The organism is Cognatishimia coralii (assembly GCF_037478305.1).
GTDB classification, from domain to species: Bacteria; Pseudomonadota; Alphaproteobacteria; order Rhodobacterales; family Rhodobacteraceae; genus Cognatishimia; species Cognatishimia coralii.
In genome coordinates, this window is record NZ_JBBGAZ010000004.1 from 76673 (window position 1) to 92843 (window position 16171).

14 protein-coding genes are annotated in these 16171 nt (G+C 58.2%); 10 read left to right on the forward strand and 4 right to left on the reverse strand.

All coding sequences use genetic code 11. From position 1 onward, the window contains the following. Positions 1-58: 58 nt before the first annotated feature. Positions 59-1045: a DUF2125 domain-containing protein gene (locus tag WG622_RS09195; protein WP_339403334.1), complete on the reverse strand. Its 987-nt coding sequence runs from the start codon at positions 1043-1045 to the stop codon at positions 59-61. Positions 1046-1118: 73 nt separating this feature from the next. On the opposite strand from WG622_RS09195, the gene WG622_RS09200 reads away from it, so the two are divergent. From WG622_RS09200 to WG622_RS09210, 3 genes are all read left to right on the forward strand, one after another. Next, complete coding sequence (locus WG622_RS09200) at positions 1119-1646, forward strand: gamma-glutamylcyclotransferase (protein ID WP_339403335.1); 528 nt, start codon at positions 1119-1121, stop codon at positions 1644-1646. Between the two features lie 87 nt (positions 1647-1733). Next, on the forward strand, positions 1734-2933 hold the full coding sequence (locus WG622_RS09205; RefSeq protein ID WP_339403336.1) for a biopolymer transporter ExbB: 1200 nt from the start codon (positions 1734-1736) through the stop codon (positions 2931-2933). A gap of 3 nt (positions 2934-2936) precedes the next feature. Continuing rightward, positions 2937-5630 carry a peptidoglycan -binding protein gene (locus WG622_RS09210; RefSeq protein ID WP_339403337.1) on the forward strand — a complete coding sequence of 898 codons (2694 nt, stop codon included), beginning with the start codon at positions 2937-2939 and terminating at the stop codon, positions 5628-5630. On the opposite strand, the gene WG622_RS09215 is transcribed toward WG622_RS09210, so the two are convergent. The 3 genes from WG622_RS09215 to gloB all read right to left on the reverse strand — a co-directional run bounded on the left by WG622_RS09215 (position 5631) and on the right by gloB (position 9660). Then, on the reverse strand, positions 5631-6101 hold the full coding sequence (locus tag WG622_RS09215) for a DM13 domain-containing protein (protein ID WP_209357219.1): 471 nt from the start codon (positions 6099-6101) through the stop codon (positions 5631-5633). A gap of 144 nt (positions 6102-6245) precedes the next feature. Beyond that, positions 6246-8579, reverse strand: a complete 2334-nt coding sequence (clpA, locus tag WG622_RS09220; RefSeq protein ID WP_209357218.1) for an ATP-dependent Clp protease ATP-binding subunit ClpA — start codon at positions 8577-8579, stop codon at positions 6246-6248. Positions 8580-8883: 304 nt separating this feature from the next. Next, positions 8884-9660, reverse strand: a complete 777-nt coding sequence (gene gloB / locus WG622_RS09225; RefSeq protein WP_339403338.1) for a hydroxyacylglutathione hydrolase — start codon at positions 9658-9660, stop codon at positions 8884-8886. 99 nt (positions 9661-9759) lie between these two features. Here gloB and WG622_RS09230 point away from each other — a divergent pair, with 99 nt between their 5' ends. The 7 genes from WG622_RS09230 to WG622_RS09260 all read left to right on the forward strand — a co-directional run bounded on the left by WG622_RS09230 (position 9760) and on the right by WG622_RS09260 (position 16140). Further along, the gene (locus WG622_RS09230) at positions 9760-10512 is read left to right on the forward strand and encodes a methyltransferase domain-containing protein (RefSeq protein ID WP_339403484.1); all 753 of its coding nucleotides are present in this window, start codon (positions 9760-9762) and stop codon (positions 10510-10512) included. Between the two features lie 292 nt (positions 10513-10804). Beyond that, positions 10805-11365 carry a F0F1 ATP synthase subunit delta gene (locus WG622_RS09235; protein WP_339403339.1) on the forward strand — a complete coding sequence of 187 codons (561 nt, stop codon included), beginning with the start codon at positions 10805-10807 and terminating at the stop codon, positions 11363-11365. Further along, complete coding sequence (gene atpA, locus WG622_RS09240) at positions 11365-12903, forward strand: F0F1 ATP synthase subunit alpha (RefSeq protein WP_209357215.1); 1539 nt, start codon at positions 11365-11367, stop codon at positions 12901-12903. Before WG622_RS09235 ends, atpA begins: the two co-directional genes overlap by 1 nt. A 12-nt stretch (positions 12904-12915) precedes the next feature. Next, positions 12916-13791 carry a F0F1 ATP synthase subunit gamma gene (locus WG622_RS09245; protein WP_339403340.1) on the forward strand — a complete coding sequence of 292 codons (876 nt, stop codon included), beginning with the start codon at positions 12916-12918 and terminating at the stop codon, positions 13789-13791. A 16-nt stretch (positions 13792-13807) separates the two neighbouring features. After that, positions 13808-15232 (forward strand): F0F1 ATP synthase subunit beta, encoded by a 1425-nt coding sequence (gene atpD / locus WG622_RS09250; protein WP_339403341.1) that lies wholly within the window; start codon positions 13808-13810, stop codon positions 15230-15232. Positions 15233-15287: 55 nt separating this feature from the next. Beyond that, positions 15288-15686, forward strand: a complete 399-nt coding sequence (locus WG622_RS09255) for a F0F1 ATP synthase subunit epsilon (protein WP_209357212.1) — start codon at positions 15288-15290, stop codon at positions 15684-15686. A gap of 106 nt (positions 15687-15792) precedes the next feature. Continuing rightward, positions 15793-16140 carry an H-type lectin domain-containing protein gene (locus tag WG622_RS09260; RefSeq protein WP_209357211.1) on the forward strand — a complete coding sequence of 116 codons (348 nt, stop codon included), beginning with the start codon at positions 15793-15795 and terminating at the stop codon, positions 16138-16140. Positions 16141-16171 lie beyond the last annotated feature (31 nt).

The following is a 16171-nucleotide window of genomic DNA, read 5'->3' on the forward strand; positions in this document are numbered from 1 at the left end:
GATAAAGTGGCATACTGAAAATGCAGAGCGCCGCCCCCGGACCGGCGCAGGGCACGGCTTAGCGTAATGTCAGCTTTGGGGCCGTTCCAATTGGGATGATGCCAACCAAGGCCGCGCCATTGGCAAACCTCAGCGTCACATCGATATCGTCGCGCGATCCCGAGAGGCTCGCGAGCAGCGCCATGACCGGCTCGGCCGTGTCCAAAGATGCCGAGGCCACCTGACCGCTCTCGCGCAGCATCGCCATCATGTCGCGCCAGTTGTTCAGCCGAAGCGTGGCCTCTCCGGTCGGCGAGCCGACCTCATCCATTGTCAGGTCTGCGGCCATCTGGAAGGACAGGTCTCCCCATGCGGCCTTCGCAGTGCGGATCGTGAGGGTGGTTGGTTGTGGGCGACGGTCCTCCAGGGCGCGCAGGTCCCATGGGCGGTCAAACCCGACCTGCATGTCCAGATCCATGGCGCTCATCTTGGCAGGCAGAACCGAGGTTTTCAGAAAGCTCGGCGGGGCGACGCCCTCGGCCTGATAGGCGAAGTCATAGAGGTTTTCAGCCCCTTCGACCGCGCGCACAGCCATGCGCAGACTATCGGCTTGCATGCTCCAACCGGCATCGGACGAGATCGCCAATGTCCCGCTTGCAAAGTTGCTGCGTTCTACGGGCAATGAGACCTCGGGCGCGACCACCAAGGATGCCTGCATCTTGGCAGAGGTCACGGTCAGCTTTTCGTCAGGCGTCGAGATCACCTGCTCGTTCGGCCAGACTGCGATCACATGATTGGGTCGATAGCTGAGCGCCAAAAGTTGAAAGAACGGCGCGGACCAGGCCAGACCCGTATCTGGATCGGCCAAGGCGATCTCGGTGAAGCTGGCATCAACGCGGTTGGGGAAGCCCCCGACGGACAGATCGCTGTACTCTGCCTGCCAGCCCTCAATCTCGCGCGCCTGAAACCAGGCCTCAAGCCCTGCCTTCGTCCCTGAAGAGGCCACGAACCAATAGCCCGACCACGCCAGTGTCAGGGTCACGATCAGGTAAAGCAATGGTCTCATGTCGGCGGCCTTTTCTCTTCGTCGCTTTGGTGTTTAAACACGCAGATAGGAATAGGCCAGTGATGGGGCAAGAATGACGCTTTGGGTTTTCGGATATGGATCGCTTTTGTGGAACCCGGGCATTGATGTGTCCGAGCAGGTCGTGGCGACGTTACCCGATTGGCACCGCAGCTTTTGCATGTCCTCGATCCACCATCGTGGCACCGATGAGCATCCGGGGCTGGTCCTGGCGCTGGATGCCGCTGAGGGCGCGGTCTGTCACGGGGTGGCGTTTCGGGTGACCCCCGGGAGCGAGGAGGCCGCGCTGGCGGAATTGCGGGAGCGGGAGCTTGTGTCTTCGGCCTATCTGGAAGCCAATCTGATGATTGATCTCGCCGATGGGCGGCGCGTGCAGGCCGTGACCTATGTGATCGACCCAAACCATGTGCAATATGTGCATCTGGATCTGGAAGAACAGGCGCAGATTATCTCGACCGCTGTCGGGGGGCGTGGGCCCAACACGGAATATCTATACAATACCGCCGCGCATTTGACCAATTTGGGCATTGAGGACGCAGATTTGAACTGGTTGTCGACCCGTGTGCGTCAGTTGGCTAGTTAATTGCGCAATAAACCAATAATCCTTGGCAGGATGCTGCGCGCGCAGTAGGGTGTCGGCAGAAAAGAAACAGTGTCAGGAGCCGCCTCTATGGAGCTGCCAGACCGCGAGGCCGAGCCACAATTCTCGCAACCGATTAGCCAGATCTTCTCGATGCTGGCCGTTTTGGCGTTAACTGCTGTCGGCAGCTACATCGCCCTGCCGCGGGTGTTGCCGGTCTTTATCGCCAATCCCTGGTTTAACGGGGTCATCGTCTTTGTATTTCTGATCGGGGTATTCGCTTGTTTTTGGCAAGTGATTTCAATGATTTCCTCGGTGCGCTGGATCGAAGGCTTTGCGGCGCAGATCCCCGGACACGATATGTTCCAACCGCCGCGTCTGCTCGCGCCTTTGGCGTCTTTGCTGCGGGCCCGTGGGGCGCAGAGCCAGATCTCTACGGCCTCGACACGGTCCATTCTGGACTCGGTCGGCACGCGGGTTGATGAAGCACGGGAAATCACGCGCTATATCACGGGCTTGCTGATTTTCTTGGGGCTTTTGGGCACGTTTTATGGTCTAGCGACCTCGGTTCCGGCGATTGTGGAAACCATCCGCAGCCTGACGCCCAAGGATGGCGAGACCGGTGCGGATGTCTTTGTGCGCCTGCAAAGTGGCCTTGAAGAGCAAATGGGCGGCATGGGGATTGCCTTTGCCTCGTCCTTGCTGGGTCTTGCGGGGTCGCTGATTGTTGGTCTGCTCGAACTCTTCGCGGGCCACGCACAGAACCGCTTTTACCAAGAGATGGAAGAGTGGCTTTCAACGATCACCCGCGTTGGCTTTTCTTCGGGCGATATGGATGGTTCGGGTGAGGCGTCGATTTTTGGCGAAGCGCTTGAGCATATGATCCTGCAGATGGATCGCCTTCAGACGACATTTGCGGAATCCGAGGAGCGGCGCACCGTCATCGAAAATCAGATCGGAGACCTCGCGAATTCGCTCAACCAACTGACCGCGCAGATGAGCCGTGACGGTGGTGCGGGCACGGCGATGATCCGGGTGGCCGAGGGGCAGGAACGCTTGATCGCAACCTTGTCCGAGATGCATCAAGGCGAAGGTGTGGATGCGGAAAGCCGTATGCGTTTGCGGTCGATCGACGTTCAAATGTTGCGTATTCTGGAAGAAATCAGCGCGGGCCGTCAGGAAAGCATGTCCGAGATCCGTCAGGACCTGAATGCTTTGACACAGGCCATCGGTGTCTTGTCGCAATCTGGCAAGGGCCGACGCCGGATCCACCCGGGGCAGGACGACTAAGTCATGGCTCTGTCGCGGCGCACTGGTCAACGTTTTCAGGCTCAGATCTGGCCCGGCTTTGTGGATGCGATGACGGGGCTTTTGCTGGTCCTGATGTTCGTTCTAACGATCTTCATGGTGCTTCAATATGTGCTGCGGGAAACCATCACAGGGCAGGAAAACCAGCTTGGAGAGCTTTCGGCGGAACTCTCGGCCTTAGCGCAGCAATTGGGTCTGGCGCGGGATCGCAATCGTGATTTGGAAGCGCAGATTGGAACGCTGGAATCCACGCTGTCAGATGCTCAAGCCGAGGCCGAGACCAACGCATTGCTCATTGCGTCCCTGATTTCGGAACGCAACGACGCGCGCGATCAACTGGTGGCCTATGAGGCGCAGATCACAGCCTTTGAGGCGCAGGTCGCGGCGCTGATTGCGCAGCAGAATGAAGCCAATATCGCGATTGAAACGCTTGAGGGCGAAAAGGCAGAATTGCTGACCCAGCAAGAGGCGATGAACCTGGCTTTGGCGCAGGCGCGCGATGAGATCGACGCGCAAACGGAAGCCGCGCGGCTGGCGGCGGCACAGCGCGAGGCGCTCGAGACAATGATCGCGCAGCTTGAGGCCGAAGCCGCGCAGGATGCGGACGCAAGTGCGGCATTGGCTGCGCGGATCGAGGAATTGCAGGCCGAGCTAAGCCAAGAGGAAATTGCGAAGCTGGCTGAGGCTGCGGCGGCAGAGGAATTGCGAAAACGGCTGGAGGAGGCGGATGCCGAGCTGACCTCGCTGACGCTCGCCTTGGAAGAACAACGTAAGGCGGCGGAAGAAACTCTGACGCTTTTGGCAGCGGCCGAGAAGGCGCGCGAGGATCTGGATCTGAAACTGGCGGCGGCGCTGGTGAAGGAAGAGGATCTGGAGAGCCAGTTGACCAAGGCACTGCTGGCGCTTGAGACGACGCAAGGGGAATCCGAGAAGACGCTTGAGGAACTGGCGGCGACTTTGCTGCGCCTTGAGCAAGCTGATCAGACGGGCGAGACCCTAACGCAGGATGTGGCGCGGTTGCAGACGGATTTGACGGCAGCTCTGGCCAATCTGGAGCAGGCGCGGAATGACCGGCTATCGACGGAAAATGAGCTGGCTTCCGCGACGGCGCAATTGACGGCGGCCCTGCTGCAGGTGGATCAGAACGCGGTCACGATAGAGGATCTTGAGGCGCGGTTGGCGGCGGTGACGGCGAGCCTTGCGGCATCCGAGGCCAATGAAAGCGTCAGCCAAGAGCAACTGGCCGCGACCCGTCAGGCTTTGGCAGAGACACAGGCGCAATTGGCTCGCACCGAGACGCAATCCACAGACACGCGCACGGAATTGGAGGGTCGGCTCTCGGATTTGAACGCGCGCTTGGCGGCGCTTGAGGCATCCGCTGCGGCCCGCGATGCGGAACTGACGGCGGTGAACGCGGATCTGGAAACGCGGCTGCAAGAGGCTTTGGCCGCGCAATTGGCCGCGGAAAACCGCGCGACGGCGGCGGAGCGAAGTGGCGAGACTTTGGCGGGGCAGGTGGCCTCTCTGGAAGAGCAACTCACGGCGGCTTTGGTGGCGCAGCAATCGGCGCAGCAGGCGGGGCAGACCTCGGATGATTTGCGCAAGGCTTTGGAAGAGGCGATTGCGCAGAGGCTGGCCTCTCAGAACACGGTCGAGAACCTTGAGGACCGTCTGGCGGCAGCTTTGGCGGAACGGATTGCGATTGAGCAGAACATAGAGCTATTGACCAATGAGCAGGCGGATCTGAAGGAACAGCTCGCGCGCGCCTTGGCGGCGCAGGAAGCGGCTGAACAAGCGGCTTTGGATCAGGAAGAAATCCAGCGTCAGCTCGCAGCGGCGATTGCAGCGCGCGAAGCCGCGGAGAGTGCGGCGGATACCACGCTGACGGCAGCTGAAGAGCGTGAGCGTTTGTTGGCGCTGGCGAACCAAGCGTTGGAGGATGAGCGCGCGCGGGCCACTGAGGGCGAGAAGCAGGTGGCCTTGTTGAACCAGCAGGTTCTGGAGCTGCGCCGTCAGTTGAACCAGTTGCAGGGGCTGTTGGATGAAAGCCTAGAGCGCGATGCTGAGGCTCAGGTGCAACTCGATACCCTGGGGCGCGATTTGAACGCAGCGCTGGCGCGTGCGGCTGCCGAAGAGCGCCGTCGTCGTCAGCTTGAGGAAGCAGAGCGCAAACGTTTGGAAGAAGAGGCCGCGCGTCTGGCCGCCGAGGCCGAGGATCTGGAACGCTATCGCTCTGAGTTCTTTGGCCGGATGCGTGATCTTTTGGGCAACCGCCAAGGGGTTCAGATCGTGGGCGACCGCTTTGTGTTCTCGTCCGAGGTTCTGTTCCCGCCCGGTGGCGCGGAGATGAGTGGTGAGGGTGTGGCGCAGATTGCCCGCGTGGCGAGCCTGTTGCAGGATGTGGCGGATCAGATCCCGCCAGAAATCGACTGGGTTTTGCAGGTCGATGGTCATACCGACAATATTCCGATCCGCAATAACCCCGAGTTTGCGGACAACTGGGAGCTGTCTCAGGCGCGTGCTTTGTCTGTGGTGCGCCTGCTGTCCGAGCAAATGGGCTTGCCGCCGAGCCGCCTGTCGGCCAACGGGTTTGGGGAGTATCAGCCGATCGATACGGCCAATACACGTGAGGCGCGGGCCAAGAACCGCCGCATCGAGCTGAAGTTTACTGAGAAATAATCACTGGTATTTGGCGGATGTGATGAATTCGCCAAAGCTTTCGCACCAGACAACAACGGTGGTGTAGTCGCTGACGTTCACGCCCTGCGGAACGTCCACGAGAAAGCCGCCAAAGCTTTTGATGTCGCCAACGAGGGCCGCCTCGGATTTGATCGGATTGAACTCGTCTTCGTGTTCAACGAAATCCTTGGTGAGATAGAGCTTATAGTCCGGCCCCGGCGCCATTTTGCCTTCGTGAACGATGCTTTCCGCAGTCACGGATACTTTGCCTTCGCCCCAATGCAGGAAATCGCTGCCGCGCAAGTCGCGGGTGAATTCGGCTGAGAAGAGCGCTGCTTGGGCCTTTTCTTCGAGCATATCCGCGTCGGGCGAGGGCGGGGCAGTCAGGATGGGGAGCAGGTAGATGCCAAGTGCAAAGCCGACGGCCAAAGCGCCGGCGTGGGTGAATAGCAACAGTAGTCTTTTGAACATAGTGACCCCTCGTGACTGATATGAGGCGAGGGTGGGCGAGATGCTGCGATCTGTCCAGTGTTTTGCGTCGGGTATCGCGGGTCTCGCAAAGCAAAGCCGCGCAGCTCTTGCGAGCTGCGCGGCGGTTGCGTTTCGTATCTTACGCTACTCCGCCGTCAGAAGCGGTGGCTTGTCGCCTGCTATGCGTGGCTTTTCCGGGCCATCGAGTTTCAGGTGCAGCTCGCCTGCTTTGACCGTGACTTTGACCAGACCACCTTTGGCCAGCTTGCCAAAGAGCAACTCTTCGGCGAGTGGCTTTTTGATGTGTTCCTGGATCACGCGGCCTAGCGGACGCGCGCCCATCTTGTCGTCATAGCCTTTGTCGGCCAGCCATTCGGCGGCTTTTGGCGTCAGCTCGATATGGACGTTGCGGTCCATGAGCTGGGCTTCAAGCTGCAGCACGAATTTCTCGACCACCTGCAGGATCACCGACTTTGGCAACGGTGCAAAGCTGATGACGGCGTCCAGACGGTTGCGGAATTCCGGCGTGAAGGTGCGTTCGATGGCCGCCGTATCCTCGCCCTCGCGTCGGTCGCGGCCAAAGCCGATGGCGGCTTTCGCCTGCTCGGTTGCACCCGCGTTGGAGGTCATGATCAGGATCACATTGCGGAAATCCACCGTGCGCCCGTTGTGGTCGGTCAGCGTGCCGTGGTCCATCACCTGCAGCAGGATGTTGTAGACATCGGGGTGCGCTTTCTCGATCTCATCGAGCAACAAGACACAATGCGGATGCTGATCCACGCCGTCGGTCAACTGACCACCCTGATCGAAGCCAACATAGCCCGGAGGCGCGCCGATCAGGCGGGAGACCGCGTGTTTCTCCATATATTCGGACATGTCAAAGCGCAGCAGCTCCACACCCAGCGTGTCAGCGAGCTGTTTTGCGACCTCTGTTTTACCCACACCGGTAGGACCAGCGAAGAGGTAGTTGCCGATGGGTTTTTCAGGCTCGCGTAGACCCGCGCGCGCGAGTTTGATCGCGGAAGACAGCGCCTCGATGGCGGTGTCCTGACCAAAGACCACGCGTTTGAGCGTTTTCTCGAGATCTTTGAGAACCTCGGCATCGTCCTTGGACACATTCTTCGGCGGGATGCGGGCGATTTTCGCCACAACCGCTTCGATTTCCTTGGTGCCGATGGTTTTGCGCCGCTTGGAGGCCGGGACCAGATGCTGGGCCGCGCCTGCTTCGTCGATAACGTCGATGGCTTTGTCGGGCAGCTTGCGGTCGTTGATATAGCGATCAGATAGCTCGACAGCGGTTTTGATCGCGTCGGCTGTGTATTTCACCGCATGGTGATCCTCGAAGTATTCCTTCAGACCCTTCAGGATCTTGATGGTATCGGGCACAGAGGGCTCGTTCACGTCGATCTTTTGGAAACGACGGGACAGGGCGCGGTCTTTCTCAAAGTGCTGGCGGAACTCTTTATAGGTGGTGGAACCCATGGTGCGCAGCTTGCCGCCCTGCAGCGCAGGTTTCAGCAGGTTGGAGGCATCCATCGCGCCGCCAGAGGTCGCGCCCGCACCGATCACGGTGTGGATTTCGTCGATGAACAGAACGGAGTCTGGGTGATCCTCGAGCTCGGTCACAACGGCCTTCAGGCGTTCCTCAAAATCACCGCGATAGCGGGTGCCTGCCAAAAGCGCGCCCATGTCGAGCGAGAAGATCGTGGTCGAGGCGAGAACTTCGGGTGTTTCGCCGTTCACGATGCGATGGGCGAGGCCCTCGGCAATGGCGGTTTTGCCAACGCCCGGATCGCCCACCAAAAGCGGGTTGTTTTTGCGACGGCGGCAGAGGACTTGGATGCAGCGCTCGACCTCGTGGTCGCGGCCGATCAGAGGGTCCACGTCGCCTTTGCGGGATTTCGCGTTGAGATCGACGCAGTATTTTTCCAGCGCGCTCTCTTTCTTATCGGGCTCGGATTTGTGAGAGGTTTGCAGCCCCTCATCCTCGTCCTCTTCGTCAGAGCCGGTGATTGGGCGGCTTTCGCCGAAGGCCGGATCCTTGGCCACGCCATGGGCGATGTAGTTCACCGCGTCATAGCGCGTCATGTCCTGTTCCTGCAGGAAGTAGGCCGCGTTGCTTTCGCGCTCTGCAAAGATCGCGACCAGAACGTTGGCGCCGGTGACCTCGGTGCGGCCCGAGGACTGCACGTGGATCGCGGCGCGTTGGATGACACGCTGGAAGGCCGCGGTGGGCACGGCCTCGGATCCTTCGATGTCGGTCACGAGGTTGGACAGATCCTCATCGATGAACTCGATCAGCGTCTGGCGCAGTTCCGTGACATCGACGCTGCAGGCCTGCATCACGCGCAGGGCGTCCGGTTCGTCCAGAAGGGCGAAGAGAAGGTGTTCCAGGGTGGCAAACTCGTGCTTGCGCTCATTGGCTTGCGCCAGCGCTGCATGGATCGCCTTTTCCAAAGTGGTCGAAAATGAAGGCACTGCTCGAACTCCTTCCGCTAGGTGCTTTGGGCCGCGTGGGTCATTGGGCAACGGCCACGCAAAGTTTAAACCCGATACTCTTAAAGTTTGGTCGATCTAGGCCCGGCTTCAAGGCTTTTCTGGAATTTAGTGCTCACATTTTGCGTGAGGCGCGTGTGTTAGGCGACAAAATGACTAAAAACGCGCTTGCTCTAGGTTGCACTCAATAGGCGGCAGCCGGGGCAGGGTGCCGACGTTATTGTCTTATATATAAGGCTGACAGAGGTTTTGCAGAAAGGCAACAACTGCAGGGTTAAAGAATTGCTCAGAAATTGTCTTTTCTTTTTCGCACTTCGGTGAAGACAGCGACCGGATCTGCGCCTGTGAGGCCGACGGTGGCCTGCACTTCGGGACTGGTGCTTCGAAGGAAGGGGTTTGTTGCCAGTTCCTCGGATAATAGCGAGGGCACGGTGGGATTGTTTGCGGCGCGCGCCTGTTTGACGGCTTTGACACGATTCTGGAGCGCCTCATTGCCGGGTTCGATGGTCATCGCGAAGGCCGCATTGTCGGCGGTATATTCGTGGCCGGAATAGATCACGGTGTCCGCAGGCAAGCCCGAGAGTTTGGTCAGCGTGTCGTACATTTGGGCCGGTGTGCCTTCGAATAAACGACCACATCCGAGTGCCATAAGGCTGTCACCCGAAAACAGGGCGTTTTCGCTGGGCATGTAAAAGGCCACATGTCCGACCGTATGGCCGGGCACGTCAATGACTTGAACCTCGCGGCCAAAGAGGTCAAAGGACTCGCCCGGGCTGACCTCTTGCGCGAGGGGCGGCAAGCGATGCGCGTCTTGGGCGGCGCCTATGATCTTCGCGTCAAACTCAGAGGAAAGAGCGGCCGCCCCGTCGATATGGTCCCAATGATGGTGGGTCAGAAGGATCACGTCCAATCCCCAGCCGAGGCGTTTGAGTTCCGCTGCGATGCCGTCGTCTTCGGGGGCGTCCACTAGCGCGGTTTGGCCTGTTTTTGAGTCATGGATCAGGAAATTGTAGTTGTTCATCGACCCGGTCAACGTGGGCAGCGTTACGATTTCCAGCGGCATGGCGATCTCTTCTTTTGGAATTATTGGGTTTCACCGGTTCACACATGGCACAAACCCATTATGTTGAAGCCAGTTATTCAGATTGGGCGCTTTGGTGCAATGCATCTCGATGTGAAAGATCTGCGGAATTTCTATTATCGAAGCACCCTCGGGCGCGCGGCCCAAAAGGCTGTGCGGGACGAAGTTCTGAAACTCTGGCCGACCGCTAAAGGACAGACTGTCGTGGGCTTTGGGTTCGCAGTGCCTTTGCTTCGCCCGTATTTGCCAGAGGCACGCCGTGTGATTGGGTTGATGCCGGCCCCTCAGGGCGTGATGCCTTGGCCTGCGGGGATCCCGAATGTCTCGGTGCTGTGTGAAGAAACTGAGTGGCCGATTGATACGGGGCGGATCGACCGGCTTGTCATGATGCATGGGTTGGAGAACAGCGAAAGTCCAAGCGAATTATTGGAAGAAGCGTTCCGCGCTTTGGGGCCCGGCGGTCGTGCGCTCTTTATTGTGCCGCATCGGTCTGGGCTTTGGTCTCGGTCAGATCGCACGCCCTTTGGCTATGGGCGGCCCTATTCGACCAGCCAGCTTGAGGCGCAGCTTAAACGCCACGGGTTTACACCGGAACGTCACCGCACGACGCTGTATCAGCCGCCGAGCCACAAGAGGTTCTGGCGCAAGACCAGCCGACTTTGGGAAAACACCGGACAGGCTTTGTCGCCGGTGTTGGCCGGGGGCGTTTTGATGGTTGAGGCGAGCAAACGCATGAAAGCGCCCAGCGGTGGTGTCGCCGAAGCAGTGCGCAAGCCGCTTGAGATCCTGGCGCCCAAGCCAGAAGTCGCCGCGATCAGATCAAAGTGTAGGTGAGCGCAAACAAACGCGATCCAAATTGGAAAATTTCGCCCAGAGAATCGCCTTTTAAGCCGATTTTCGTGCGAAATTTTATTACCAAAAATCAGTCAAAGGGTCGCACCTGCGTCAACGCCTTAAAAACTTAGTGTTTTTCTCCCTCGCTGCGGATGCGAAACAATATTGCGAGCTTAGGACTCCTCTGATACACCCCGCCAAGATTTCAACGTTCTGATTTGCGTCGGAACGACAAACGTCCTCGGAGGCTGCATGCAGCGGTATACCGAGGCCAAATATCGGAAGGGTGGACGTGTCCGAACCAGCTTCGATTTCACAAGGCATTGCCGCGCGCTATGCCACTGCGGTTTTCGAGATCGCAAAAGAGTCCAAAGGTGTTGCTAAGCTCGAAAAAGGCATTGATGCCTTGAGCACAGCCCTGGAAGACAGCGCAGACCTGCGCGAGTTGATCAATTCCCCGGTGTATTCCCGTGACGTACAGGGCAAGGCCATTGCAGCGGTTGCTGCGAAAATGGGCTTGGACGATGTGCTCACCAACACCCTGAGCTTGATGGCGGAGAACCGTCGTCTGTTCGTTCTGCCTCAGCTGGTTGCGCGTCTGCGTGATCTGGTGGCAGAGGACAAAGGCGAAGTGACCGCAGATGTCACCTCAGCCAAGGCTCTGACGAAGACTCAATCTGACAAACTGGCCAAGACGCTCAAAGAGCGCGTTGGCAAGGATGTCAAAATTAATGCGACCGTTGATGAATCTCTCATCGGCGGTCTCGTCGTTAAGGTGGGCTCGAAGATGATCGATACGTCGATCCGCTCCAAGCTCAATTCCCTTCAGAATGCAATGAAAGAGGTCGGATAATGGGTATCCAAGCAGCCGAAATCTCGGCAATCCTGAAAGACCAGATCAAGAACTTTGGTCAGGAAGCCGAAGTTGCCGAGGTTGGCCGTGTGCTTTCCGTCGGTGACGGTATCGCCCGCGTTTATGGTCTGGACAATGTTCAGGCCGGTGAGATGGTCGAATTCCCTGGTGGTATCATGGGGATGGCTCTGAACCTGGAAAGCGACAACGTTGGTGTTGTTATCTTTGGTTCCGACCGTGACATTAAAGAAGGTGACACTGTTAAGCGCACCAACTCCATCGTTGACGTTCCAGTTGGCCCAGAGCTGCTGGGTCGCGTTGTCGACGGTCTGGGCAACCCGCTGGACGGTAAGGGCCCAATCGACGCCAAAGCACGTAACGTTGCAGACGTGAAAGCGCCTGGCATTATCCCACGGAAATCAGTGCACGAGCCAATGGCGACCGGCCTGAAATCCGTTGACGCGATGATCCCAATCGGCCGTGGCCAGCGTGAACTTATCATTGGTGACCGTCAGACCGGTAAAACTGCGATCGCTCTGGACACCATCCTGAACCAGAAATCCTACAACGACGCAGCCGGCGACGACGACAGCAAGAAACTGTTCTGCGTCTATGTTGCGGTTGGCCAAAAGCGCTCCACTGTTGCGCAACTGGTGAAGAAGCTGGAAGAGTCCGGCGCGATTGAATATTCGATCGTTGTGGCTGCGACCGCATCTGACCCTGCACCAATGCAGTTCCTCGCACCTTACGCGGCAACTGCGATGGCGGAATACTTCCGTGACAACGGCAAGCACGCTCTGATCATCTATGATGACCTGTCCAAACAAGCGGTTGCATATCGTCAGATGTCCCTGCTTCTGCGTCGCCCACCGGGCCGTGAAGCGTATCCTGGTGACGTTTTCTATCTGCACTCCCGTCTGCTGGAGCGCTCCGCGAAGCTGAACGAAGACTTCGGCGCAGGCTCTCTGACAGCGCTGCCAGTCATCGAAACCCAAGGTGGTGACGTTTCCGCGTTTATTCCAACCAACGTGATCTCGATCACCGACGGTCAGATCTTCTTGGAAACTGAACTCTTCTACCAAGGTATCCGCCCAGCGGTGAACACCGGTCTGTCGGTTTCCCGTGTTGGTTCCTCGGCACAAACCAAAGCGATGTCTTCTGTTGCAGGTCCAGTTAAACTGTCCCTCGCTCAGTATCGTGAGATGGCTGCGTTCGCGCAGTTTGGTTCCGACCTTGACGCCGCAACTCAGCAGCTGCTGAACCGTGGTGCGCGTCTGACCGAGCTGATGAAACAGCCTCAGTACTCGCCACTGACCAACTCTGAAATCGTCTGCCTGATTTTCGCAGGTACCAACGGTTACCTCGACACTGTCGACGTGAAAGACGTTGGCCGGTACGAGCAAGGCCTGCTGGCGCACCTGCGTGGCAAGCATGCTGACCTGCTCGCATGGATCACTGAAGAAGATCAGAAGATCAAAGGCGACGCCGCAGACAAGATCAAAGCAGCGCTCGACGAATTCGCCGCAGACTTCGCATAAGGAGTTCAGACCATGCCTAGTCTGAAGGACCTTAAAAACCGGATCGACAGCGTGAAAAACACGCGGAAGATCACAAAAGCCATGCAGATGGTTGCCGCGGCGAAACTTCGCCGCGCGCAGGAAGCTGCCGAGGCGTCGCGTCCCTACACAGAACGGTTCAACGCCGTTCTGGGTGGTCTCGCGGCCTCTGTTGGCGGTTCCGACTCTGCACCAAAGCTGCTTTCGGGCACCGGTTCTGATCAGACCCACCTTCTGGTGGTGATGACTGCAGAACGTGGCCTCTGCGGCGGCTTTAACTCAAACATCGCCAAACTGGCGCGTGCGAAAGCCGAAGAGCTTCAAGCTGCGGGCAAGACCGTCAAGATCTTGACCGTTGGCAAAAAAGGCCGTGACGCAATCAAACGCGATCTGGGCGACAGCTTTGTTGGCCATGTGGACCTGACCGAAGTTAAAAACGTCGGCTATGACAACGCACAAGACATCGCGCGGGACATTCTGGCACGCTTTGACGGCGGCGAGTTCGACGTTGCGACAATCTTCTACGCGAAGTTCGTGAACGTTGTCTCTCAGATCCCAACCGCTCAGCAAATCATCCCTGCGGCCTTTGAGGCGGCAGAGGATGAAGGCGCAAGCACTCTGTATGACTACGAGCCAAGTGAGGAAGCCATTCTGGCCGACTTGCTGCCGCGCGGCGTCGCAACACAGATCTTTGCGGCTCTGCTGGAAAATGGCGCGTCAGAGCAGGGTGCTCGGATGTCCGCAATGGACAACGCGACCCGCAACGCTGGCGACATGATCGACAAGCTGACCATCGAGTTCAACCGCTCGCGTCAGGCTGTGATCACCAACGAGCTTATTGAAATTATCTCGGGCGCTGAAGCGCTCTAAGAACCGGAGACGTAACATGGCAAATGCAAAAGGTAAGGTGACACAGGTCATCGGCGCCGTTGTCGACGTTCAGTTCGAAGATTCCCTGCCGGAAATCCTGAACGCTCTGAACACAGACAACAATGGAAAGAACCTGGTTCTGGAAGTATCCCAGCACCTGGGCGAAAACACTGTTCGCTGCATCGCGATGGACGCGACCGAAGGTCTTGTCCGCGGCGCAGAGGTCACCGACACCGGCGGCCCAATCACCGTTCCAGTTGGTAACGCGACCCTGGGTCGTATTCTGAACGTTGTTGGCGAGCCTGTGGACGAAGGTGAGCCAATCAACGCAACCGAATCCCGCGCGATCCACCAGCCGGCGCCTGCTTTCGAAGAGCAGTCCACCGCGTCTGAAATCCTCGTGACCGGCATCAAAGTTATCGACCTTCTCGCGCCTTACGCGAAGGGTGGTAAAATTGGCCTCTTCGGTGGTGCGGGTGTTGGTAAAACCGTTCTCATCATGGAACTGATCAACAACATCGCGAAAGTGCACTCTGGCTTCTCCGTATTCGCGGGTGTGGGCGAGCGTACGCGTGAAGGTAACGACCTTTACCACGAGATGATCGAATCCAACGTTATTAAGCCTGATAACCTTGAGGAATCTCAGGTTGCGCTGGTTTACGGCCAGATGAACGAGCCTCCCGGTGCGCGTGCACGTGTTGCTCTGACAGGTCTGACCCTGGCGGAACAGTTCCGTGACCAATCCGGTACCGACGTTCTGTTCTTCGTCGACAACATCTTCCGCTTTACCCAAGCGGGTTCCGAGGTGTCTGCGCTTCTGGGTCGTATTCCTTCCGCGGTGGGCTACCAGCCAACCCTCGCAACCGACATGGGTGCGATGCAGGAACGGATTACCTCCACCAAGAACGGTTCGATCACCTCGATCCAAGCGGTTTACGTTCCAGCGGACGACTTGACCGACCCTGCACCAGCAACCACCTTTGCGCACTTGGATGCGACCACGGTTCTTAACCGTGCGATCTCCGAGCTGGGCATCTACCCTGCGGTTGACCCATTGGACAGCTCCAGCCGTCTGATGGACCCAGCCGTTGTGGGCGAAGAGCACTACAACGTGGCCTTTGAGGTTCAAGGTATCCTGCAGCGCTACAAATCCCTGCAAGACATCATCGCGATCCTCGGCATGGACGAACTCTCTGAGGAAGACAAGCTGACCGTTGCGCGTGCGCGTAAGATCCAGCGTTTCCTGTCTCAGCCGTTCGACGTTGCGAAGGTCTTCACCGGTTCCGACGGTGTTCAGGTTCCTCTGGAAGACACCATCGCGTCGTTCAAAGCGGTTGTTGCCGGCGAATACGATCACCTGCCAGAAGGCGCCTTCTACATGGTTGGCGGCATCGACGAAGTGATCGCAAAAGCCGAGAAAATGGCTGCGGAAGCTGCTTAATCAAGAGATCCGGCTCTGCGCCCCGTGTGCAGAGCCTCTCTGAAAGGAGGCCTCAATGGCAAACACCATGCAATTTGATCTGGTCAGCCCGGAACGCGCGCTTGCATCCCTGCAAGCCTCTGCCGTGCAGATCCCAGGTGCAGATGGTGACATGACCGCGATGCCTGATCACGCACCAACCATCACCACCCTGCGCCCGGGCATCCTGAGCGTAGAAGCAGAGGGCGGAACTCAGTCCTATGCCGTGACCGGTGGTTTTGCGGAAATCAACGCAGAAGGCACGTCCGTTCTGGCCGAGCAAGCCATCCCAACTGGCGATGTCACAGCCGAGCTGATCGACGGTCTGATCGCAACAGCAGCAGCAGCGGCGGAAAGCGCTTCTGCGGAAACCAAAGACGCGGCGGCTAAAAACCTCGCCGACATGGAAGCGCTGAAAGCGGCTCTAAGCATCTGATTTTGCTAAACTTCAAGAGCGGGCCTCGTGAGCAATCACGGGGCCCGTTTCTATTTACACGGGTGTGGAAAACAGGCTAAATCTCCCCTAGTTTGTGGGGACGAACATGAAAAAACTTCGAGGCAAGACCCTAGGTATTGATCAGGGCGAAGAGCAGCTGTTTTCCGACTATGACACCGGCGGCGACATGTGGGTCAGCTCTGGTCCACGCGAACGTCGCAAGCGTGTCAAATTTTCCGAAAATTACCTTAGCACACCTGCGGTCCATGTGTCCCTGTCACTCTGGGACGTCAGCAACGGCGCGAACCTGCGCGCGGATCTGACAGCGGATAGTGTCGATGAAACAGGCTTTGATCTGGTCTTTAAGACCTGGCAAGATACGCAAGTCGCCCGCGTCCGCATGAGCTGGATTGCCTTTGGCGAGGTCGAAGACGAGGACAATTGGGACGTCTAGCGCCCGCGTTTTTCTCTTGCCAGAAGTATCC